Raw genomic sequence first — 21,675 nt, 5'->3', positions numbered from 1 at the left:
AGGCCGCCGGAACCGGACCGGCCCCGCGCGTGTCGCGCCTCATCTGGGGGAACACCATGAGCTCTGTACGCCGAACCGCTGCCCTCACCGCCCTGTCCGCCCTGTCCGTCTTGGCGCTGACGGCCTGCGGTCCCGCCGATGACGCGGCGGGCGGTTCCGGCACCCCGTCGGCGGGCACGCCGGCCGCCGGGGCGTCCCCTTCCGCCTCCGCCGCACCCTCGGGGTCCGCCACCCCGGCTGCGAAGCCGTCGAAGTCCGGCGGGTCCCCTGGCAGCAGCACGCCGACCGACCCGGATGGTGCCGTGCTCCCGTGCGGCACCGGCGACGTGACGTTCACGGCGAGCCTGGCGGAGCCCACGACCAGCAGCTACCTGTTGAAGATCACCAACAGGGGTGCGAAGGCGTGCAGGGCGCTCGGGCACCCGGTCGTGACCTTCGGAGCTCTGGACGGGCAGGCCACGGAGCGGGGCACCGCCCCGGGAATCGTGGACGCGATCAGGCTGGACCCGGGCGAGTCCGCCTACGCCGGCCTGATGGGCGGCCCCGCCGACGGCACCGGGAGGACCGTCGACTCGATCGCGATGACCATGAACACCGAGTCCGACCTGGTCCAGACGCCGCTCAGGGCGTCGACCCCCGGTTTGTACGTCTCCGCCACCAGGAACTCCGTGACCCCGTGGGTGGACAACGCGGAGGACGCCCTGAGCTTGTAGTTCCGACGGGTGACCCTGACCGAGCTGCGGCGGGTCGCGGGTGGGCGCCGCGGAGGGCCGCCAGGATGACTCCGGTCAAGTGGGGCCGTCCATGACGCAGAAGGAGCACTTCATGCTGGAAAGACAGCGTCGCAAGAACACCACCGCAGTGACCTTCGTGCTGCCCGGCGGCGACCCGCCGGGCCCCGTCAGCGTCGTGGGGACGTTCAACGACTGGCAGCCGGGCGCCCACGTACTCGAACCGCGCCCCGACGGCATGCGGGCGGTGACGGTCGCGCTTCCCGCCAAGTCCACGCACTCCTTCCGCTACCTCGCGGCCGGGGACTACTGGTTCAACGACGCCGGCGCCGATGGGCACGAAGGCCCCAACAGCCGCCTGGACACCTGACGTCCGCCAGCTGAGCCGCTGAGGCGCTGGGCCGCACGCCTCCGCACCGGCACCCGCCGGGGCGGGGGCGTGCGCGCGGGACGGGCCGTGCTGAGCGTCGTCCGGGGCCCGCCGGAGGTCAACGCGCGGCCCCGGACGTCCCCGTATCGGGGGATCCGCTCCCTTGCTCCCGCGTGTACGCCCCTGTCTCTCCTGCGGAGGTGCTACACAGCGGCATCCACCCGGACCGGACCCGAGGAGCGGACGGATGATGCAGAGCCCGGCGGCCCACCGCCGTATGGAAGACGGCGCCGCCCGGAGCGAGGGGGGAGCGGACGCCGACGGTGCCGCGGACCGGGCCGCGCTCGCCGCCGCGACCGGGACGGTGATGGCCCTGGTGCCCTGCACCGGCGAACGTGCCCGGCGCGTCCTGGGCAACGCGGCACAGGCCGCGGGCGTCACGCTCCCCGCCATGGCCCGCACGGTCCTCGCCACCCGGACCGGACCCGGTGACGCGGACCCCGACTGCGAGCGGGCGCTGCACGCCGAGATTGGGCACGCCCGGAGCCCCCACCCTCCCGGACCTCCCGCCTCCGGCACGCTCCTGCCGGCTCCGCACGTGCTGCGCCGCCACCTGAACCACCTGCGGGCCGTGCGCCGTCGTACCCTGGCGGCGCCGGAGGACCCGGCGCTGCGCGCCGCGATGGAGGACGCCGCGTACACGCTGTGCGTCCTGATGGGGCAGCGCAACACCCACAGCGCGCTGCTCGCCGCCGAGGAGCTGGTGGCAGCTCACCGGCTTCCGCCGGTCCAGGGGGCCGGCCCGGTGTCCGCGGGCGGCGCCTGCTGACCCGTGCCGGAGCCGCCCAGCGCCGCCACGGCCGCCACCAGCCGGTCCCAGAACAGGTCGGCCCGCAGCCCGACGGCGACCCGGGCGTTCGCCGGCCGTCCCAGGGTGCCGTGCAGGTCCACCACGGTCGCCCCGCGGGTGTGCCGGCCGTGGAGTTCCACGGCCACGTGCGCCTCTACACAGGTGACCAGCCCCGGGTCGATGACCCGGGCGACCGCGACCGGGTCGTGGACCGGGGGAGCGGGGAAGCCCCACAACCGCAGGTAGGTGCCCGCGAAGAACCCCAGCAACTCGGCGCAGATCCGCCCGAGGTCGGTGTCCAGGGCCTCGAAGCGGGCGACGACCTCGGCAGTTGCGAGGGCCTGGTGGGTGACGTTCAGCCCGCACATGGTCACCGGCACGCCGCTGCGGAAGACGATGTCCGCGGCCTCCGGGTCGGTGTGGATGTTGAACTCGGCGGCCGGGGTCCGGTTCCCCCGGTCCGTGGAACCGCCCATCAGCACGATCTCCCTGATCCGGCCCGTGAGCTCGGGGTACCGGGTCAGCAGCAGGGCGATGTTCGTCAGCGGCGCCGTCGGTACCAGGGTGACCGGCTCCGGGTGCTCGGCCAGCACCCGTCGCAGCAGTTCCACGGCGTGCTCGGGCTGGGCCGTCAGGGACGGCTCGGGGAAACGGGGGCCGTCCAGCCCCGACACCCCGTGCACGTCCTCGGCGACCCGCAGCGTCTCCACCAGCGGCCCCGCGCACCCGGCGGCGACCGGGACCCCCGTGATACCGGCGACGGTGCACACCCGCAGGGCGTTCAGAGTGGTTTTCTCCACGGTCTGGTTGCCCGCCACCGTGGTGACGGCCAGCAGCTCGACCCCTGGGTCGCCCGCCGCGAGGAGGATCGCCAGGGCGTCGTCATGGCCCGGGTCGCAGTCGATGACGATCGGGACGGGGGCAGGGACGGGGGCAGGAACAGGAACAGGAAAAGAGACGGGATCACTCAAGGCCGGACACCTCTCCTCGGTCCGCCGCCGCTGCGGCGCGGGCCACCGGATCCAGTGTGCGCACCGACGGGCCGGCACACACCGCTTGCGCCGGCCGGCGCGGCGAACGGAGGGCGCGACGCCCGCGAACAGCCGTGGGTGTGCTCACCGCGGCCGAACAGTGCGGGGGCGACCGACCGGACAATGTCAGTGGCGTGCGTCACAGTTGAGGGAAGTGGCAGCAGCACGTCCCTCCCGTGCGGGGTGATCTCCATGCAGTACGCGATCCGGGCCGAGGGCCTGGCGAAGCGGTTCAAGCAGACGCGTGCACTGGCCGGCGTGGACCTCCAGGTGCCCGTCGGCAGCGTCCTCGGCCTGCTCGGGCCCAACGGCGCGGGCAAAACGACCGCCGTCCGGATCTTCGCCACCCTCCTCCGGCCGGACGAGGGCCGCGCGGAGGTCGCCGGCTACGACGTCGTCCGGGAGGCGGGCCGGGTCCGCTCGGTGATCGGGCTCACCGGCCAGTACGCCGCCGTCGACGAGAACCTGACCGGCACGGAGAACCTGCTGATGATCGGTCGACTGCTGGGCATGCCGCGCGGCGCGGCCCGGTCCCGGGCCGCCGAGCTGCTCGACCGCTTCCGGTTGACCGAGGCGGCGGGACGGGCCGCCAAAACGTACTCGGGTGGCATGCGGCGGCGTCTCGACCTCGCGGCGAGCCTGGTGGGGCGGCCGCAGATCCTCTTCCTGGACGAGCCGACCACCGGACTCGACCCGCACAGCCGTGGTGAGGTGTGGGACATGCTGCGCGGATGGGTGGCCGAGGGCGTCACGGTGCTGCTGACCACGCAGTACCTGGACGAGGCGGACCGGCTGGCCGACAGCATCGTCGTGATCGACAAGGGCACGGTCATCGCCGACGGCACGCCCGACGAGCTGAAGGCGCAGGTCGGCGGGCAGGTCCTCCAGCTGCGGCCGGCTCGGGCCGAGGACCTCGCCACCGCCCATGCCCTGATCGCCGAGGAAGCGGGCCCCCTGGCGGAGATCGAGGGCGACGGGATCACCGTGCCCGTCAAGGACCCGGAGCTGATGCCGAGCGTGGTCCGGCGGCTGGACCGGGCGGGCATCGGGGTGGCGGAGCTGACCCTGCGGCGCTCGTCGCTCGACGAGGTGTTCATGGTCCTGACCGGCCACCGGGCCCAGTCGGCGACGGCACCGGGCGACGGGGGCCCGGACGGGGGCGGGGGCGACGAGCAGTACGCGACCGCGGGGAGCCTGCCGTGACCACCGCCTCCACACCCGTGACCGGCGCGCTCGGCGGCAGTGGCCGGGTACGCCCCCTGGCGGCCCTGCGGCAGACCGCGACGCTCGCCTGGCGCAGCCTGGTCTCCGTCAAGCACAATCCGCTGGAGCTCGTCGACTACAGCATCTCGCCGATCATGTTCGTCTTCCTGTTCACCTACGTCTTCGGCGGACAGATGGCCGGATCCCCGCAGGCATACCTCCAGTACGCCCTCGCCGGGATCATCGTCCAGAACACGCTCTTCATGAGCATGTACACGGCGATGGCGCTGAACATCGACCTCACCAAGGGGGTCTTCGACCGCCTCCGCAGCCTGCCCGTCGCCCGCTCGGCACCGCTCCTCGGACGGATCGCGGCCGACCTGGCCAAACAGCTCTGGGCGATGCTCCTCATGATCGCTCTGGGCACCCTGCTGGGCTTTGAGATCACCGGCGGTGTCGCCGGTTTCGCCGGCGGGATCCTGCTGCTCCTGATCTTTGCCGCGGCCGTCTCGTGGACGGCCGTCCTGATCGGGATGCTGGCCGGCGACGCGGAGAAAGTGCAGGTCTTCGCCTTCACGCTGATCTTCCCGATCACCTTCACGAGCAGTGCCTTCGTGATGGTCGACACGATGCCCGGCTGGCTCCAGGCCTGGGTGAACGTCAATCCCGTCACCCAGCTGTCGGACGCCTTCCGCGGACTGCTGCTCGGCACCCCCGCAGGGGAGCCGATCATGTGGTCCCTGGTCTGGGCGGCGGGCATCGCGATCGTCTTCGTGCCCCTGGCCATGCGGGCCTACCGCTCCCGGGTCTGACGGCTTCCAGCCGTTGCCCCTGCGCGGCCGCGTTACTGGAGCTTCGACAGCTCGACCGAGTCGGCGGCTGCGGGAGGCTCGGGCCGGACGGGCTCGTCGAAGGCGGAGAAGGTGGCCTCCACACGCTCGCCGGAGGCCTTGGTGCCCTGGACGCGCAGGAGGTACGGCTCGTCCTGCGTGGACACCTGGTAGCTGCCGGTGTCCCCGCCGCGCTTTCCGGTGACCGTGATGGCCGGACGGCCGTCGACGGTGGTGCGCGCGCCCTTCGTCAGCTGCTCGTTCGCCGGTTTCGAGGAGAACTCCGACTTGAAGTAGTCGAGATCGCAGAACTGGGCGAAATCGCGCAGCATGATGTTGTCCGTGGTGCCGTGCAGGTAGCGGCCGTTGATCAACGCGATCGCGTCCTCGGCCGCCTCGGCCGGTACTTGGGCCCGCAGCAGGTCGTCGTCGAGCTTCATCCACACGTCGTTGCCGCGTTTGACGACGTCGGCCTTGCCGGAGCCGCCGGGAGGAGTGACGGTGCCGACGCAGTCGCCCGCATCGTCGAACCGGATGTCCAGCGCGGTGGTGCCCGCGCCCTCCGACACCTTGGCCACCATGCGCATGGAGGTGACCTTCGACATCGCCGTCCGGGAGGCCTCGGCGATGGCCTGTGCGCTCTTGTCGGCCATGCCGTTGTCGTCGGCCAGGGCGGTGCCCGTACCGGCGCCCGCGAACACGATCAGACTGGCGGTTCCCACGGCCGCGCGGCGGGCCGCGGCTGCTGCCCGGGATGCGGACATCCGGCGTCACCTCCTCGGGCCGCCGCCGGATGGCGCCTGGTGACACCCTGCCTCCGGTGCGGCCGGTCACCGGTTCAGCGTAGGTCCGTGCCGCGTACGCCGCAGCCCGGGGCCCGGCGGCCGGTCTCGTACGGCACCGGCGGGCCCCGGGCCTCCGGTCGCGTCAGTTCCGGGCCGTCAGCCGGAGACGGCCTCGGCCCACTTCCGGTCGACGGTCCTGCCCGCCTTCGCCTGCTGCTGCTCGGTCGGGAACGCCGGTGTGCCCTCGACCGTGGGCAGCATCTCCGCCAGGGCTTTGTCGAGGGTGCCGTTCTCCTGCATGGACTTCATGAGCACCGGTCGCGCGTACGCCCCGAGCCGGATGTTCTGGCCCTCCGGGCTGAACAGGTACTCCTGCCACAGCCGCGCCGCCGCGGGGTGCGGGGCGTCCTTGTTGATCCCCTGCGCGTAGTACTGGGCGAAGCTGCCGTCGAAGGGGATGGAGGTCCGCCAGTCCAGGTCCGCGCCCTTGCGGCGGAACTCGTCGGCATACCCGAGGTTGAGGAAGTCCCAGTCGATGCTGATCGGCGTCCGCCCCTGCTCGATCGTCGCCGGAGTGGACTCGACCGGGATGAAGTTGCCGTTCCTGCTGAGCTCGGCGAAGAAGTCGATGCCGGGCTGGATGTTGTCGAAGGAGCCCCCGTTCGCCAGGGCCGCCGCGTACACCCCGGCGAAGGCGGAGCCCGATTTGGTGGGGTCGCCGTTGAGCGAGACCTGGCCCTTGTACTCGGGTTTGCGCAGGTCGGCGAAGGTCGCGGGGCAGGTCTTGACACGCTTGGCGTCGCAGCCGATCGAGACGTAACCGCCGTAGTTGTTGTACCAGCGGGCCCGGGGGTCCTTCTGCTCGTCGGGGATGTCGTCGTACGGGGCGACCTCGTACGGGGTGAGCAGACCCTGCCGGGCCGCACCCGGCGCGAAGGTGCCGCCCACATCGATCACGTCCGGGGCGGTTCCATCGCGCCGGTGCTCCTTGAGGGCGTTGATCTCGTCCTGGCTGGAGCCCTCAGGGTTCTCCACGATGACCCGGATCCCGTACTTCTTCTGGAAGCCGTCGATCAGCTCCCCGTAGCCCGCCCAGTCGGAGGGGAGCGCGATGGTGTTGAGGACCCCCTCCTTCCTGGCCGCGGCGGTGAGCGCCGCCATGCCGCCCGCGTCCGCGGCCGAGGTCGCCACCGCGGGTGCCCTGGGCGCTGCGGGGGGCTTGTCCCCGCAGGCGCCGAGGGGTCCCGCGGCGAGGCCGAGGCAAGCGGCGACGGCAGCGGTGCGGAGACGGGGTGCGGGCACAAACGCTCCATAACGGGCGGCACGTACTGATCCAGGCCAGCGTACGTGCGTCGGCCGCGACAGCGCAGTCCCGGCGGGCCGCGCCGCCGCCGGTCCTCCGGGCGACGTACCGCACCAGCCTCAGAAGGGCTCGTCGTCCCAGGCCGCGAGCAGCGCCGCCCCCAGATCCTCCCCGGCCGTGGCGGATCCGGCCTGGAGGGCCTGCTCACTCCAGATGATCTTCCCGCGGGCGGTGTAGCGGGTGCCCCACCGCTCGGCGAACTGCGCGACCAGGAACAAGCCGCGCCCGCCCTCGTCGGTCTCCTCGGCCCGTCTCAGGTGGGGGGAGGTGCTGGACCCGTCGGACACCTCGCAGACCAGGCTGCGGTCGTACAGCAGTCGCACCCGGATGGGCTGCGACCCGTAGCGGACGGCGTTGGTGATCAGCTCGCTCAGGATGAGCTCCGTGGTGAAGGCGATGTCCTCCAGGCCCCATTCCGCCAGCCGGCGGGCGCAGGCGTTGCGCACCGGGGACACCGCTGCCGGATCGGACTCCACCTCCCACTCGGCGATCCGGCCGGGATCCAGCCGCCGGGTGCGGGCCACCAGCAGCGCGATGTCGTCACTCTGCCGACTCGGCAGCATCGCGCCGATCACCGCCGCACAGGTCTCCTCCGGGGTCCTGGCGGGCCCGGCGAGGGCCGCACCGAGTGCCGCCAGACCCGTGTCGACGTCCTGGTCGCGGCTCTCCAGCAGCCCGTCGGTGAAGAGCACCAGTTGGGACCCTTCCGGCACGGTGAGCGTCGCGGTGTCCATGGGCAGACCGGCGCCCAGGCCCAGCGGCGGAGCGACCGGAAGGTCGGGGAAGGAAACCGTCCCGTCGGGATGGACGACGGCGAGGCCCGGGTGCCCGGCGGTCGCGGCGGTCACCTGCCCGGAGACGGAGTCGTAGACGGCGCACAGGCAGGTGGCGCCGGTCAGCCCCTGCCACTCCTGCTCACCGGCACCCTCGTCGGTGTCGATGTGGGCGACCAGTTCGTCCAGGTGACTCAGGAGCTCGTCCGCGGGCAGGTCGAGCGTCGAGAAGTTGTGCATGGCGGTGCGCAGCCTGCCCATCGTGGCGGCGGCGTGCAGGCCGTGCCCCACGACATCGCCCACCACCAGGGCCACCCGGGCGCCGGGCAGCGGGATGACGTCGAACCAGTCGCCGCCCACCCCCGCCTGGGCGGGCAGGTAGCGGTGGGCGACCTCGACCGCGGACTGGTCCGGCACGCCCCGGGGCAACAGGCTGCGCTGCAGCGTGACGGCCATGGTGTGCTCGCGCGTGAAGCGGCGGGCGTTGTCGATGGAGAGGGCCGCCCGGGCGGTCAGCTCCTCGGCGAAGGACACGTCCTCCTCCTCGAAGGGCGGAGAGGGCTCGACCCGCCAGAAGCCGGCCATCCCCAGCAGCACGCCGCGGGCCCGCAGCGGAACGGCGATCACGGAGTGGACGCCCCGGTCCAGCATGCGCTGCGAACGCACGGGGTCCTGGGCCATCCAGTCGCGGCTGCCTCGCAGGTCCGCCACCCGTACCGAGTGCTCCCCGGCCACCCCGATCGCCATGGGGCTCGTGGGGACGAACCGGATCAGCTCGCCGACGGGGTAGAGCGGATGGGTGTCCATCGCGGCGACCACGGCGGTCCGGCGCATCTCCGTGCCCGGTTCGGGCGGCTCGTCACCGTGCAGCACCGGGTCCAGCAGATCGACCGAGGCGATGTCGGCGAATCTCGGGACCGCCACCTCCGCCAGTTCCCCGGCGGTGCGCTCCACGTCCAGCGTCGTACCGATGCGCACCCCCGCGTCGTAGAGCAACTTCAGCCGCTCGTGGGCCACCTCGGCGCGGCCGGAGAGCGCCCGCAGCTCGGTGGTGTCCCGCAGGGTGACCACGGTCCCGGCCTGCCCGAAGGGGGCGGTGGGCCGGATGTTCACCGCCAGCAGCCGGTCGGCCGCCACGTGCAGCTCGTCCGTGGCGCTACGGCCCGAGGCGATCGACGCGGCGGTCGCCTGCTCCAGGCCCAGCTCCGTGACGGGTCGCCCCTCCGCGTCCGCCGGCAGCTCCAGGAGACGCCGCGCCTCGTCGTTGGCCAGCAGCAGGCGCCCGCCGTCACCGACGATCAGTACGCCTTCCCGCACCGCGTGCAGCACCGCGTCGTGGTGCTCGTACATCCGCGTCATCTCCGCCGGCCCCAGGCCGTGGGTGCGGCGCAGCAGCCGACGGCTCACCAGGGCCGTCCCGCCCGCGGACAGGGCGAGCACCAGGGCGGCGGCGCCGAGGACCACCGGCAGCTGCCGGTTGACCATGCTCTGCACGTTCGAGACGGTGACCGGGGAGGACACGACGGCGATGACCCGGCCCTCGGAGTCCTTGACGGGGACCGCCGAGACCACGGACTGCCCCAGGGAGCCCTCGAACGTCTCGGTGAAGGCGTTGCCGGCCGCCGCCCTGGAGAAGGGGCCGACCACGCGCTTGCCGATCTGCCGGGGGTCCCGGTGGGCGACGGTGACCCCGTCGAGGGTGTACACGTTGATGCCGTCCACACCGGCGACCTTCTGCGCCGCCTGGGCGCTGGGCTGGAGCACGGCGCTCGGATCGGGACTGCGCAGGGCGGCGACGATGCCGGGGGACTCCGCGAACGTACCGGCGGCAGCGAGCGTACGGTGCCGGGCGTCCAACATGGCGTCGCTGCGGGCCTGCACCACGAGGGCCACCACCGCTGCCGCGACCAGGAGCACCACCAGGACGAGCTGGAGGAGAAACACCTCGCCGGCCACGCTGCGCGCGCTCAGCAGGGCCGACAGCCGCTGCGGCCGACGCTCCCCGCTCTCCCGGGTCCGGGCGCCTCCCCGCGGCTCCTGCCGATCTTCCGGGTGCGGGTCTGGGGAGGCGGCGGCGGAGCGCTTGGCCGAGCCGGGCAGCACGCGCCGCAGGTGTCCCAGGAAGACGGTCATAATCCATCTTCCAACCTCTCCGGCGTGTCGGCAGCGGGGAGCGCCGTCCGCCGCTCGGCGCGTCCCCGCGATCGGCGGGTTCAACCGCTCCGTGAAGGTTCGTCCGGGCCATCCGTCGTCCGCGCCGGGGCCAGGGTGGCGGGTGGCCGGGTGTCGAGGGCTTCGCCGTAGAGGCGGAACAGGCGCGGACTGCCGCGGTCCGGGGCGCCGTCCCCCAGGGCTTCCCAGCACCGGGCGGCCAGGGCGCGGGCGCGGGCGCCGGGCCAGGGCCGGGGCAGCAGCTCCGGGGGCAGCAGGGGGTCGGGTTCCATGGCGGCGGTGAAGGCCGCCGCGAGCTCGATGGCGTACCTCAGCCGCTCCGTGCCGGTGGGCCGGCTCGGAGCGGACAGGCGGGCCGCGGCGAGTCCGGCCAGCGCCTCGTACCGCTCGGCGATCGCGTCGAGCGGCCACAGGAGGGCGGCCAGCCGCGCGGGATCCCGCTCCTCACCGACTCGCAGGTCCCGGCTGGTGAGGCGGGTGAGCGAGGGCAGGACGCCGAGGTGGCGGGCGTGGGCCTCCACGAGGTCGCCGATCGCGTGCGCGGCGACGTACAGGCCGCCCTGGAGCGGGGCGGCACCGAGGTGCAGGAGGGTGTCGCGCAGGGCGTCCCGGGACTGCCGGGCGGTCTCGGGGATGGCGAAGGCGAACAGGTGCCAACTGCCGTCCCAGGGGGCGAGGCCCCGGTCCTGCCGGTAGGCGTGGCGGACGTACTCGACGTCCGGTGCGACGGCGCCCGTCGGGTCGGCGGTGGCGCGCAGGCGTGCCTTGCGGCCGCGTCCCTCCTGGGTGAACCGGCCTTCGGCGACGAGCCGTTTGAGGCAGAGGCGGACCTGCTGGTCGGTCATGCCGAGGGTTTCGGCGACGTCGTACAGCTCGCCCGCGTCGACGGTGCCGTCCTCGCGGACGAGGGCGAACACCAGGGTCCGGGTCCCAATGCCCGGGGTGGCGGGCTCTGCCGCGGGTCGGCTTGTCATCGCTGCTGCTCCCTGGTGTGGCCGGGGCGTGCCCCGGCTGCTCGGTGCATCGTGGTCACCGCGCCGAAGCCCATGAGACGCTTCAGGTACGGGGTCTGCTCGGTCCGCACGGCGCTGAAGCCGTGCCGCTCGTACAGGGCGCGGGCCCGGGGGTTGACGTCGATGACGTCCAGTCTGACGCGGGTGCACCGGTGTTCGGCCGCGAGGGCCGCGACCTCCGTCAGCAGGTGGCTGCCGATGCCCGTGCCGCGGTGCGCGGGGTCGACGGCGATCCCGTCCATCACCAGTTCCCCCGGCTCCGGGGTGCGTTCGAGCAGGGCCAGGACAGCGAGCCGGGGCAGGCCGCGGAAGGGCCCGTAGGAGCCGAGCACCTCGCGCAGGCCGCCGCCCGTCAGTGCGCGTCCGTCGAGCCGGTAGCCGGCCACGCCCACGACACGGTCGCCGCCCGGGGTGAGGGCGACGACGCCGCGGTCGTGGTGGAGATGGGCGGCGATGAAGTCCCGGCCGCGCTCGGGCGGGCCCAGGGCGGCGCCGAGCTTGCGGCCGAAGGCCTCCCAGTACAGCTCGGCGACCTGCGCCTCGGCCCCGCGCGGCACGCCGCGCCGGATCACGACCGCTGCGGATTCCGCCTCGGATTCTGCTGCCGGTTCCATGAATCCTCCTCGCGGTCTACGCATGGCAGTTTTCGTATGAACATAATACGGTCGAATGAAGAACGACCGTTAGTAAATCGATAGTTTTTTGGGGGGCGGATGGAACGCGTGCGTGCGGTGCGCTCGCCGCGGCGGCGCCGGGTGCTGCGGGCCGTGCTCGCGGCGCTGGCCGCGCTGGCCGTCGTGGCGGCGGGTCTGGGCGGGCTGGTGGTGTGGCAGAACACCTACGAACTGCGCGAGGAACAGGTGGTGATACGTCAGGACGGGCGCGCACTGGACGGCGTCCTTGCCCTGCCCGAGCGGGGCAAGGGGCCCTTCCCGCTGGTGGTGTTCGTACACGGTGACGGGCCGGTGGACGCCACCCACGACACCTTCTACCGCCCGATGTGGGAGGCCTTCGCCCGCGCCGGGTACGCCTCGCTGTCCTGGAACAAACCGGGCGTCGGCGGTGCGCCCGGCGACTGGCTCGACCAGAGCATGGACGACCGCGCCGCCGAAGCCGCCGCCGCGATCGCCTGGGCCCGGCAGCGCCCGGACGTCGACGGCGACAGGGTCGGACTGTGGGGTGCCAGCCAGGCCGGCTGGGTTCTGCCCAAAATCGCCGCCAGGGACCGCGGTGTCCGGTTCGCGATCGCCGTCTCACCCGCCGTCAACTGGCACCGGCAGGGCCGCTACAACCTCCTTGCCGAACTGGAGCGGGACGGGGCGTCCGACGCGGAAGTCGCCACCGCCCTGGGCCGCCGCGAGACCGTCCTGGAACTCCTCCGGCGCGGAGCCTCCTACGAGGAGTACCTCCGCGCCGTCGGCGACCCGCAGGGCATGACCGCAGCCCGCTGGCGGTTCGTCTCCAGGAACCACACGGTCGACGCGAGCTCCGACCTGCCGGCCCTGCGCGGCACCCCCGTCCTGCTGGTGCTCGCCGGACACGACCTCAACGTCGACACCGCCGAGACCGAGGCCGCGTACCGCCGCCTGCTGCCCGGACCGGCCCTGCGCGTCGCCCACTACCCCGACGCCACCCACGGCATGGTCGGACATGCCGTGGAGAACTCGCCGCTGCGCCTGGCCCTGACCGCGTTGTGCGCGCCCCGGTCCCTGTTCACCGAGGGGTTCCTGGCCGACCAGGAGCGATTCCTGGCCGCCGTCGGTGCCGAAGGGGGCGGGGGATGACCACCAGCCACCGCCCCGCGGATCCTCGCGGTCACCCGGGCCCGGCGCCCGCGCCGGAAGGCGGAGGCGTCGTGACGGCCCGCGAGGGTGCGGGCTGCCGCGGGCCCGGCGGCTGCGGCGTCACCCGGTGGTAGGCGGAGCGGGCGTGGGAGAGTCGGGCGAGGACGGTTCCGCTGCAGGCGGCCGCGAGGAGGCACACGATCCGGCCCAGGTCGTAGGGGGCTTCCCAGGTGAGGGTGCCGACGGGGGCGGTGGCGAAGGCGTTGAGGACGAGCCAGCAGAGCAGGGCGGTTCCGGGCGCCGCGGTGAGGCGGGCTCCCGCACTGACCACCGCCGCGGCGGCGGAGATCGCGACCAGATCCAGGGTGGGGTCGCCCTTCCCGTCCAGGAGATCGAAGACGGTGACCAGGGCGACGGCGCTCGTGGCCGCGACGGCCCAGACCGCCGAGGTCGAGGCCGGAGCGGGCACCGGACGGATGCCGGACCTGATCTGCTTCCACACCAGCACGCAAAGCCCCCTTCACGCGGTTCCCGCTCGTGTGCGGTCGAACCGATCGACGCCGCCGCCCACTGTAAGGGCGTACGGGAAGCGGAAAACTCCTCGTGAGGCCCTCGGGGACGGTCGGGAGGGAGCGGCCGAGGAGCGCCGGCTCGTGCTGCGGCGGGTCGGGGCGTCGCGAGCGCCGGGCAAAGCCGCCGAGCCCGGTCGTGGGCGCGGTGGCGGGTCCGTCCGTCACGGCAGAGCCTTCGGTCCTCGTGCACCCGGCCTTCGGCGCACCCGGCCTTCGGCGCACCCGGCCTTCGGCGCACGGGGCGTGCGGGCGCTCAGTGCACCTGCGCGCGCCGGTCGGCGGCGGTCGCCGGTTTCCGCCCGCCGCTCCGGCCGGTGCGCAGGGCGGCCAGGCAGCCGGAGAGGCGGAATCCTCGCGTCAGCCGGGTGACGCCGGCCGCGTAGGCGATGCCGAACACCAGTGAGGCCGCGAACGCCAGGTGCCTGGAGAACCCTGCGATCAGAGGGAAGATCTGCCAGTGCGTCAGGTAGATGTACAGCGAGCTGCTTGCCAGGAGACCGGCCAATCGGTTGACGCGTTCGTGGCCGGGCAGCGCGGGGACCCACACCAGGAGCGCGAAGGCGGCGACGATGATCGCTTCCCGTCCGGGGTCGCCGGGGAAGAAGCCGGGCACCGTCGCCAGCGCCGCGGCGGTGACCGCCAGCCGCCGGCGCGCGGTGGCGGCCTTCGCCGCCGCCCAGCCCAGGGCGAACAACCAGAAGACCGTGATGGCGTCCGGGATCTCGGCACGGGCCGGGAGACCGAGGAGGTCGTAGCGGGTGAGCAGGCCCAGGGCCGCGATCGTCAGCGGCAGGCCGTACGGGAAGCGCCGCTCCACCCGGTCCACGAGGGGCAGGCCGAGGAGGCCGACAGCGGCGACCAGGATGTAGACCAGGGCCTCGATGAACCAGAAGTGCATACCCGTCTTGCTGTCCTCCGGCCCGAGGACGCTGTCGAGCAGGGCGAGATTGGCCAGGGTGTAGTCGTCGTTCAGGAGCAGGATCAGCCCGATCCAGGCGATGCTCGGCAGGGCGACGCGGCCGATGCTGGTCCAGATGCGGCGGACGCGCTCTCGGCGGGCGGCGGCGGTCAGGTGGAAGCGGGCGAAGTTGTAGCCCGCGAGGGCGAGCAGCAAGTGTGCGCCGCCCTTGATCCCGAAGACGTGGATGTGCGAGCCCACGATGCAGAAGATCGCCATGGCGCGCAGGGCGACGCTGGTTTCCAGGGTGCGCCGCTGTGATCCGACCTGCTGCGGCTCGGGCGGCTTGAGCTCGCCGATCGGCGTCGTGTGCCAGTCCGCGGGCAGGTGACCGAGGCGCTCTTCGAGCTGGAGGGACATCTCCACGTACGAGAGCGAGTCGCCGCCCAGACCGACGAAGGTGCTGTTGCGGGTCACCTCCCCCCGGGGCCGGTCGAGGACCGAAGCGTAGAGGGCGCACAGGTCCTCGGAGTCCGTGCCCGCGGCGGGCCCGGTTCCGTGCGGGGCCGCACCGGCGCAGTGGCGTAGTTCGCGCACCGCCCGGTAGTCGGGCTTGCCGGAGGCCAGGCGGGGCAGTTCGGCCACGATGCGGACCTGGACGGCGTGCGCCGGCAGGCCGCACGCGTCCGCCACGAGCTTTCGAATCGGCCCCGTGTCGGCTTCGTGTGCAGCGACGGCTGCGACGACGAGCGCTTCGTCGTCGCCCGCGCACGCGGCCGTGATGCCGTTCCGTGCGAGCACGGTTTCGACCTGACCGGGGTCGATCCGCAGACCGAGGATCTTCACGAATCGGCTGCGGCGGCCCACGATTTCGTAGAGTCCGTCGGGGGAGAGCCGGGCTATGTCGCCGGTGGCGAGCTCGTCCACGGTCCTGCCCAGGGCGAGGTCCTCCGGTGAGTGCGCGTAGCCGAGCATCACATTGGGGCCCGTGTAGACCAGTTCGCCGGTGTCCGCACCGGGCCGGTCGGGGACGGTGCGGAGACGGAAGGAGCCGCCGGGGATCGGTATCCCCGCGGCCCCGGGATGGGTCCGGGTCAGGTGCGGCGGCAGGTAGGCCATGCGGGCGGTCGCCTCCGTCTGGCCGTACATCACGAACAACTCCCAGCCGGCAGCGTGGCCGAGAGCCGCGTAATGCTCGACCCGTTCGGGTGCCAGCCGTCCGCCGGCCTGGGTCACGTAGCGCAGGTGGGGGAGCTCCATCGTGTCGAAGCCGACCCGGTCCAAGAGGTCGAAGGTGTACGGCACGCCTGCGAACGTCGTCCCGTGGCAGCTGCGGAACAGCTCCCAGAAGCAGCTGTCCGCGACGGACAGGCCGGTGAGGATCAGCCCGGCACCCCGCAGCAGATGGCTGTGGATGACAGAAAGCCCGTAGCAGTAGTGCATCGGCAGGGTCGTGGCCGCGCGGTCGGTGTCCCGGATTCCCAGGTACTCGGCGATCGACTCCGCATTGGACTGGAGGTTCTCGTGCGACAGCCGGACGAGCTTGGGCGATCCGGTGGAGCCGGAGGTACTCAGCAGCAGGGCGAGGTCCGGGTGCAGGGTGTGGGCCGAGACCGTGCGCCGTTCGTCGAGCACCCACTTCCCGCCATCGGGACGGGCCACGACGTCCGGGTCGTACGCGTCGATCAGTGACTGCAGGGCCTCGGGGTGGCCGCCGGGCGCGAGCAGGACGGGGTGACCGGAAGCGAGGGCCGCGAGGTGGACGACGAGGGCGTCGAGCGTGTTCGCGCCGACGAGCAGGACCAGGCGGCGTTCCCGTCCGAGGCGGTGCACGGTCTCGTCCACCCGCGCGGCGAGTTCGCGGTACGTCGTCGGGCCGTCGGCGGTGATGACCGCCGTGCGGTCGCCGTGCGCGGCGAGGCCGAGTGCGAACGGGACGGTCCGGGTGTCGGGGAGCAGGTCGGAGGGGGCTGTCACGTGCGCATCTTAGGAAAGGCTTACCTCGGTGGATAGTCACAGAGGTGTCACGGGTCGTCGGTGGGGGCCCGATGAAGATCCTTGGGAAAACAAGCGGTAGGGTCGGCTCCGCCGCCGTCCCGGCGAGGCCTCGGAGCCGCCGGACGTTGTGTGCGTCACTCTTGACCTTTAGGTTAGCTTTACCTTAGCTATGTGGTGTTCGGGATTCATCTCCGCTGCACATGCAGGAAGGCTTTCCATGCGACGCCCCTTGGCCCGACGCTTGACCGCGCTCTTCGCGGCAGCGCTCCTCCTCCCCGCTGTCGCCGGCTGCGGCGTCGACGAGGACGACGCCGGGCTCGTGATCTACTCGGGCCGCAACGAGAAGCTGATCAAGCCGCTCCTGGACGACCTGGAGAAGGCCGTCGGCACCACGGTCGCCGTCCGCTACGGCGAGAGCGCGGAGCTGGCCGCCCAGATCCAGGAGGAGGGCGGCAAGACCAAGGCCGGCCTGTTCTTCTCGCAGGACGCCGGCGCGCTCGGGGCCCTCTCCACCAAGGGGCTGCTGGAGGAACTGCCCCAGGCCTCGCTCGACAAGGTCGACCAGGCGTTCCGCGGCGGCGCGGGTGACTGGGTGGGCACCTCCGGCCGGGTCCGGGTCCTCGCGTACCACCCCGGCCAGGTCGCGAAGGTGCCGGACAGCGTGCACGACCTGGTCAAGCCGGAGTGGAAGGGCAGGGTCGGCTACGTCCCGACGAACGCCTCCTTCCAGGCGTTCGTCACCGGCATGCGCGTCCTCGAAGGCGACGACGCCACCCGGGCCTGGCTCAAGGGACTCAAGGCCAACCAGCCGAAGGTGTACGAGAACAACCTCAAGGTGCTGGACGCCGTGGGCAGGGGCGAGGTCTCCCTCGGCCTGATCAACCACTACTACTGGTACGCGCGGGTCGCCGAGAAGGGCGAGGGCAAGGTCGGCGCGAAGATCCACTTCCTGCCCGGCGGCGATCCGGGCTCGCTGGTCAACGCGGCCGGAGTCGGCGTCATCAAGGGCAGCGACCAGGTGCCGGCGGCCCAGAAGGCCGTCGACTTCCTCCTCTCGGAGAAGGCGCAGAAATACTTCGCCGAGGACACCAAGGAGTACCCCCTCGCCTCCGGCGTCACCAGCACCGTCGAGGACCTGCCGCCGCTGACCTCCCTCGAAGCCCCCCGGATCGACCTCGGCAGGCTCGAATCTCTTCAGGAGACCCTGAAGATGCTGCAGGACGCCGGGATGGTCTGAGCGTCATGCACTCGACGGATCCCGTCTCGCGGACGGATCCGGCCGCCCGCCCGACCGGCGTCACCCCGCCGGCCGGGCGGCCGCGTGCCGGGAGCCGCCCGCCCGCCGCCCTGCTCGTTCCCGCCGCCGTCGCCGCCGTGTTCGCGCTGCTGCCCCTCGGCTACCTCGCCGTCCGCTCCCTGGAGCGCGGTCCCGTCTTCGCCTGGGACGTCATCGCCAACGAGCGCACCGCTCAACTCCTCGGCCGCAGTCTGGGGCTGGCCGCAGTGGTGGTGACCGCAGCGCTGCTGCTCGGTGTCTCGCTGGCCTGGCTCACCGTACGGACCGCGCTGCCCGGCGCCCGGGCCTGGTCGGTGCTGGTGACCCTGCCGCTGGCCGTGCCCAGCTACGTCGCCGCGTTCGCCTGGCTCTCCGTCTTCCCCGACGTCGCGGGCTTCGCCGGGGCCGCGCTCGCCCTGACCCTGGTGAGCTTTCCGTACGTCTACCTCCCGGTCACGGCCGCGCTGCGCGGCACCGATCCGGCACAGGAGGAGGTCTCCCGCTCGCTCGGCCACGGACCGCTGCGGACCTTCCTGCGCGTCACCCTGCCGCAGCTGCGCCCGGCGGCCGCCGGGGGATCCGTCCTGGTCGCGCTGTACGTGTTCTCCGACTTCGGCGCCGTCTCGCTGATGCGCTACGACACCTTCACGCGCGGCATCTACACCTCCTACCGGGCCAGCTTCGATCGCACCCCGGCCGCCGCGCTCAGCGTCGTCCTGGTGGTCATGACCATCCTGCTCGTGGCCGCCGAGGCCCGCACCCGCGGCCGTGCGGGCCATGCCAGGACCGGAACCGGCACCGCGCGCCTCGCGGTCCCCGCACCGCTCGGCCGCTGGCGTGGCCCCGCGCTGCTCTGGTGCACGGCCGTCACGGCCATCGCCGTCCTCACCCCGCTGGCCACGCTCGGGTACTGGCTCGCCGTCGGCGACTCCGCCACCTGGGATCCGGCCGGACTCCTCGACACCGCCGGCACGACCCTCGGCGTCGCCGCCGCCGGAGCCGCGCTCACCACCCTCCTCGCCCTGCCGGTCGGCGTGATCGCGGCCCGGTACCGCGGCCGGACGGCCTCCCTGCTGGAGCAGTCCGCGTATTCCGGGCACGCCCTGCCCGGGATCACCGTCGCGCTGTCCCTCGTCTTCTTCGCGGTCCGGTACGCGGAACCGCTCTACCAGGAACTGCCGCTGCTGGTCTGCGCGTACGCGGTGCTCTTCCTGCCGGTCGCGGTCGCCGGCACGCGTGCGGCCGTGCTGCAGTCCCCGCCGGTGCTGGAGGACGTCGCCCGCTCGCTGGGGCGCTCCCCCTTGAAGGTGCTGCGCGAGGTGACGGTGCCGCTGGCAGCGCCCGGAGTGCTCGCGGGAGCGGCGCTGACCTTCGTGGTCTGCATGAAGGAGCTCCCCGCCACCCTCCTGCTGCGCCCCACTGGCATGGACACCCTGGCCACCCGCCTCTGGACGGAGACCGGCACCGGATCCTTCGCCGCCGCGGCCCCCTACGCCGCGGCGCTGATCCTGCTGGCCGCCGTACCGTCCTACCTCCTCGGAAGGCAGCGCACATGACCGATCTCCAGATCACGGGGCTGGCCAAGGCGTACGGACCGAACGCCACCGTTCTCGACGGACTCGATCTCACCGTCCCCGCCGGAGCCCTCGTCGCCGTACTCGGGCCCTCCGGCTGCGGCAAGACCACCCTGCTGCGCATCATCGCCGGCTTCCTGCGCGCCGACGCGGGCACCGTCACCATCGGCGACCGCACCCTCAGCGGCCCGGGAACGCACCTTCCGCCCGAACGCCGCCGCATCGGGATCGTCCCGCAGGAAGGCGCCCTGTTCCCGCACCTCAGCGTGGCGCGCAACGTCGCCTTCGGCCTGGCCGGCCTGGCCGGCCTGGACCGGGGTGCGCGGCGCCTGCGCGTCGAGGAGATGCTGGAGCTGGTCGGACTCGCCGGCTTCGGCGACCGCATGCCGCACGAGCTCTCCGGCGGCCAGCAACAGCGCATCGCCCTCGCCCGCGCCCTGGCCCCGCAGCCTCAACTGGTACTGCTCGACGAGCCGTTCAACGCCCTCGACAGCGCCCTGCGGTCCGGCGTACGCGCCGACGTGCGGGCCGCCCTGCAAGCGACCGGAGCCACCGCGGTACTGGTCACGCACGATCAGCAGGAGGCCCTGTCCGCGGCCGACCTCGTCGCCGTCGTACGGAAGGGGAAGGTGGCCCAGTGCGACACGCCGCACGAGATCTACCGCCGCCCCGCGGACCCTTGGGTGGCGGCCTTCGTCGGTGACGCGGTACTCGTCGCGGGCACCGTGGACAGGGGCACGGCGACCACCGCGCTCGGCCGCGTCCGGCTGGCCGACCCGCCCGGAGGCGTACGTGAGGGCACGGTGCTGCTCCGGCCCGAACAGATCCAGCTGACCGACACCACGTCGGCGGAGGCCCGCGGCACGGTGACGGACGTCCGGTACTACGGCCACGACGCGATGGTCACCGTCACCCTGGACGGGGTGGAGGCACCCATCGACGTCCGCGTTCCGGGTCCCGCACCCGCGTCCCCCGGTGAGCGCACCGGCATCAGGGTCACGGGAGAGGCGACCCTCCACCCCACCCCCGCGTGACCATCCGTCCGCCGGGGCCCGCGGGCCGGGCGACCAGCCGGTAGGGGACAACGGCGAGCGAAACGTCCGGGCGTCCGGCGCCGCCCGGCCTGTCGTCCACGAGGCGGGCGGCGCCGGGGTGCACTGTTCACTCCGGTGTCGGTCCGGGCTGCCCGCCGGACGCGCACATCGGGCGTTGCCTCCTGCCCGGCGCCCCCGGACGGCGTCGGGCATTGCCATGACCGCAGGCGAGCAGGCGAGCAGGCGAGCAGGCCAACAGGTGAGCAGACGCGGGGGGCCGCTGCCAGGATCAGTGGGGCGGGGAGCGTCATGAACGATGCACAAATGGTCGGTTGACGTCATAAAGCGATCAGTGCTGAGACTTTTCATCGGATGATCGGCCCGTCTGGATACAGTGCGATCACCGGGCTGGCGCAGGTGGTTCCCAGTCGCGGCGTCCACGGAGAGCGGCTGATTGCAGGAACATGTCAGACATTGATGTACCGGCACCACGCCGGAAACCATCAAGAGCGACGGGGCTCGACCTGGCCAGGGCACTCACCGAGGTGTCGCAGCGCCGGCTCTCCGGGGCGCTGGTGGTGTCGGGGGAACCCGGAGGATCCTTCCACATCCGGTGTGGTTCCCTCGTCGAAGTGGCTTCACCCGGGGCCCCGGGAGTCGAGACGCTGCTCCTGCGATCGGGCCGGGTGACCGAGGCCGACTGGGTGTCGGCCACCCGGTCGTGTGCCGCGGACGGCCGGGTCGGGGCTTTGCTGATCGCCCAGGACCTGGTCGGCAGTGCGGAACTGCAACTGATGTGTGTGATGGCCGCGCTGGACGGAGCGCTGGCCTTGGGGATGGGCCGGATCGACGGCTTCACCTTCGAGCAGGATGCCGATGCCTGCCGCCTGGCCGCCCCGGACGGCATCGAGCCGGAATGGCTGGTGGAAGAGGCGGGAAGGCGGATCCGGGTCCTCGGCGCTCTTGCGCAGCGCCTCTCCCCGTTCCGCAGCCGGCTTGCCCGGACTCTTGCCGGCTCGGCACGGCTCGCCGACACGGCCGCAGGTGAGCGCAGGGAGATCCTGCTGCGGGCGAACGGCCGCCGCACCGTCCGGGACATCGCTTTCCTGCTCGGCCGGAGCCTGTACGCCGTCACCGTCGAGGTCTCGCGTCTGATGGGCGAAGGCCTGATGGAGACGGTGGTACCGGGCGGGGTGCAGAGCCCCGCACTACCGGTCCCGGATCCCGATCCCATCGGCAGCCGGACGGCGCAGAAGCAGCTGCCGCAACGCCGTCCCGGTGCGAGCGGCATCAACGAGGTGCTGCCACTGAGGCCTGCGGCCGAGTGCTGGCGGCCCCCGCCGACGCTCCTGGCCGAGCCCCCGGCCGGGAACCGTTGAGCCCTCTGACACGTACCACGCCAAGCACAACAGGAGAAT

The 21,675-nt window shown here is 72.7% G+C and carries 18 protein-coding genes; 10 read left to right on the top strand and 8 right to left on the bottom strand.

The features are described from left to right. The first annotated feature begins 56 nt into the window (after positions 1–56). The 3 genes from ACFW2G_RS08140 (at position 57) to ACFW2G_RS08130 (ending at position 1,930) form a co-directional block, all read left to right on the top strand. Positions 57–713 carry a DUF4232 domain-containing protein gene (locus ACFW2G_RS08140; protein WP_384445270.1) on the top strand — a complete coding sequence of 219 codons (657 nt, stop codon included), beginning with the start codon at positions 57–59 and terminating at the stop codon, positions 711–713. Between the two features lie 112 nt (positions 714–825). Further along, entirely contained in the window at positions 826–1,101 is a 276-nt protein-coding gene (locus tag ACFW2G_RS08135; RefSeq protein WP_037918072.1) for an isoamylase early set domain-containing protein, read from the top strand. 247 nt (positions 1,102–1,348) lie between these two features. Next, positions 1,349–1,930, top strand: a complete 582-nt coding sequence (locus tag ACFW2G_RS08130; protein ID WP_384445267.1) for a DUF5133 domain-containing protein — start codon at positions 1,349–1,351, stop codon at positions 1,928–1,930. On the opposite strand, the gene ACFW2G_RS08125 is transcribed toward ACFW2G_RS08130, so the two are convergent. Further along, on the bottom strand, positions 1,873–2,922 hold the full coding sequence (locus tag ACFW2G_RS08125) for a nucleoside hydrolase (protein WP_384445265.1): 1,050 nt from the start codon (positions 2,920–2,922) through the stop codon (positions 1,873–1,875). The genes ACFW2G_RS08130 and ACFW2G_RS08125 overlap by 58 nt on opposite strands. A gap of 252 nt (positions 2,923–3,174) precedes the next feature. Here ACFW2G_RS08125 and ACFW2G_RS08120 point away from each other — a divergent pair, with 252 nt between their 5' ends. Beyond that, complete coding sequence (locus tag ACFW2G_RS08120; RefSeq protein ID WP_384445263.1) at positions 3,175–4,185, top strand: ATP-binding cassette domain-containing protein; 1,011 nt, start codon at positions 3,175–3,177, stop codon at positions 4,183–4,185. Next, the gene (locus ACFW2G_RS08115) at positions 4,182–4,997 is read left to right on the top strand and encodes an ABC transporter permease (protein ID WP_037916401.1); all 816 of its coding nucleotides are present in this window, start codon (positions 4,182–4,184) and stop codon (positions 4,995–4,997) included. The genes ACFW2G_RS08120 and ACFW2G_RS08115 overlap by 4 nt, the downstream gene beginning before the upstream one ends. Positions 4,998–5,029: 32 nt before the next feature. On the opposite strand, the gene ACFW2G_RS08110 is transcribed toward ACFW2G_RS08115, so the two are convergent. The 5 genes from ACFW2G_RS08110 to ACFW2G_RS08090 form a co-directional block, all read right to left on the bottom strand. Next, positions 5,030–5,779, bottom strand: coding sequence for a hypothetical protein (locus ACFW2G_RS08110; RefSeq protein WP_037916403.1), 750 nt, complete (start codon positions 5,777–5,779; stop codon positions 5,030–5,032). A gap of 177 nt (positions 5,780–5,956) precedes the next feature. Continuing rightward, a complete protein-coding gene (locus ACFW2G_RS08105; RefSeq protein WP_384582444.1) occupies positions 5,957–7,102 on the bottom strand; it encodes an ABC transporter substrate-binding protein in 1,146 nt (381 codons plus the stop codon). 120 nt (positions 7,103–7,222) lie between these two features. After that, positions 7,223–10,069 (bottom strand): SpoIIE family protein phosphatase, encoded by a 2,847-nt coding sequence (locus ACFW2G_RS08100; RefSeq protein WP_384445258.1) that lies wholly within the window; start codon positions 10,067–10,069, stop codon positions 7,223–7,225. An 80-nt stretch (positions 10,070–10,149) separates the two neighbouring features. Next, positions 10,150–11,082 carry a PaaX family transcriptional regulator C-terminal domain-containing protein gene (locus ACFW2G_RS08095; RefSeq protein WP_384445256.1) on the bottom strand — a complete coding sequence of 311 codons (933 nt, stop codon included), beginning with the start codon at positions 11,080–11,082 and terminating at the stop codon, positions 10,150–10,152. Then, on the bottom strand, positions 11,079–11,735 hold the full coding sequence (locus ACFW2G_RS08090) for a GNAT family N-acetyltransferase (protein WP_384582442.1): 657 nt from the start codon (positions 11,733–11,735) through the stop codon (positions 11,079–11,081). The genes ACFW2G_RS08095 and ACFW2G_RS08090 overlap by 4 nt, the downstream gene beginning before the upstream one ends. 99 nt (positions 11,736–11,834) lie before the next feature. On the opposite strand from ACFW2G_RS08090, the gene ACFW2G_RS08085 reads away from it, so the two are divergent. Then, positions 11,835–12,905, top strand: a complete 1,071-nt coding sequence (locus ACFW2G_RS08085) for an alpha/beta hydrolase family protein (protein ID WP_384582440.1) — start codon at positions 11,835–11,837, stop codon at positions 12,903–12,905. Positions 12,906–12,936: 31 nt separating this feature from the next. On the opposite strand, the gene ACFW2G_RS08080 is transcribed toward ACFW2G_RS08085, so the two are convergent. Both ACFW2G_RS08080 and ACFW2G_RS08075 read right to left on the bottom strand, forming a co-directional pair. Beyond that, the gene (locus ACFW2G_RS08080) at positions 12,937–13,413 is read right to left on the bottom strand and encodes a hypothetical protein (RefSeq protein WP_384582438.1); all 477 of its coding nucleotides are present in this window, start codon (positions 13,411–13,413) and stop codon (positions 12,937–12,939) included. Positions 13,414–13,730: 317 nt separating this feature from the next. Continuing rightward, on the bottom strand, positions 13,731–16,352 hold the full coding sequence (locus ACFW2G_RS08075; protein WP_384582436.1) for an AMP-binding protein: 2,622 nt from the start codon (positions 16,350–16,352) through the stop codon (positions 13,731–13,733). 238 nt (positions 16,353–16,590) lie between these two features. Here ACFW2G_RS08075 and ACFW2G_RS08070 point away from each other — a divergent pair, with 238 nt between their 5' ends. From ACFW2G_RS08070 to ACFW2G_RS08055, 4 genes are all read left to right on the top strand, one after another. Continuing rightward, a complete protein-coding gene (locus tag ACFW2G_RS08070; protein ID WP_384445246.1) occupies positions 16,591–17,610 on the top strand; it encodes an iron ABC transporter substrate-binding protein in 1,020 nt (339 codons plus the stop codon). A 5-nt stretch (positions 17,611–17,615) separates the two neighbouring features. Then, positions 17,616–19,205 (top strand): ABC transporter permease, encoded by a 1,590-nt coding sequence (locus ACFW2G_RS08065; RefSeq protein ID WP_384582434.1) that lies wholly within the window; start codon positions 17,616–17,618, stop codon positions 19,203–19,205. Continuing rightward, positions 19,202–20,257 (top strand): ABC transporter ATP-binding protein, encoded by a 1,056-nt coding sequence (locus tag ACFW2G_RS08060; protein ID WP_384445242.1) that lies wholly within the window; start codon positions 19,202–19,204, stop codon positions 20,255–20,257. The genes ACFW2G_RS08065 and ACFW2G_RS08060 overlap by 4 nt, the downstream gene beginning before the upstream one ends. Positions 20,258–20,889: 632 nt before the next feature. Beyond that, positions 20,890–21,636: a hypothetical protein gene (locus ACFW2G_RS08055; protein WP_157840161.1), complete on the top strand. Its 747-nt coding sequence runs from the start codon at positions 20,890–20,892 to the stop codon at positions 21,634–21,636. Positions 21,637–21,675: the final 39 nt, after the last annotated feature.

Origin of the sequence: Streptomyces sp. NPDC058880, assembly GCF_042742535.1 — a bacterium.
Taxonomy (GTDB): domain Bacteria; phylum Actinomycetota; class Actinomycetes; order Streptomycetales; family Streptomycetaceae; genus Streptomyces.
This window is presented reverse-complemented; position numbering and strand designations above follow the sequence as displayed.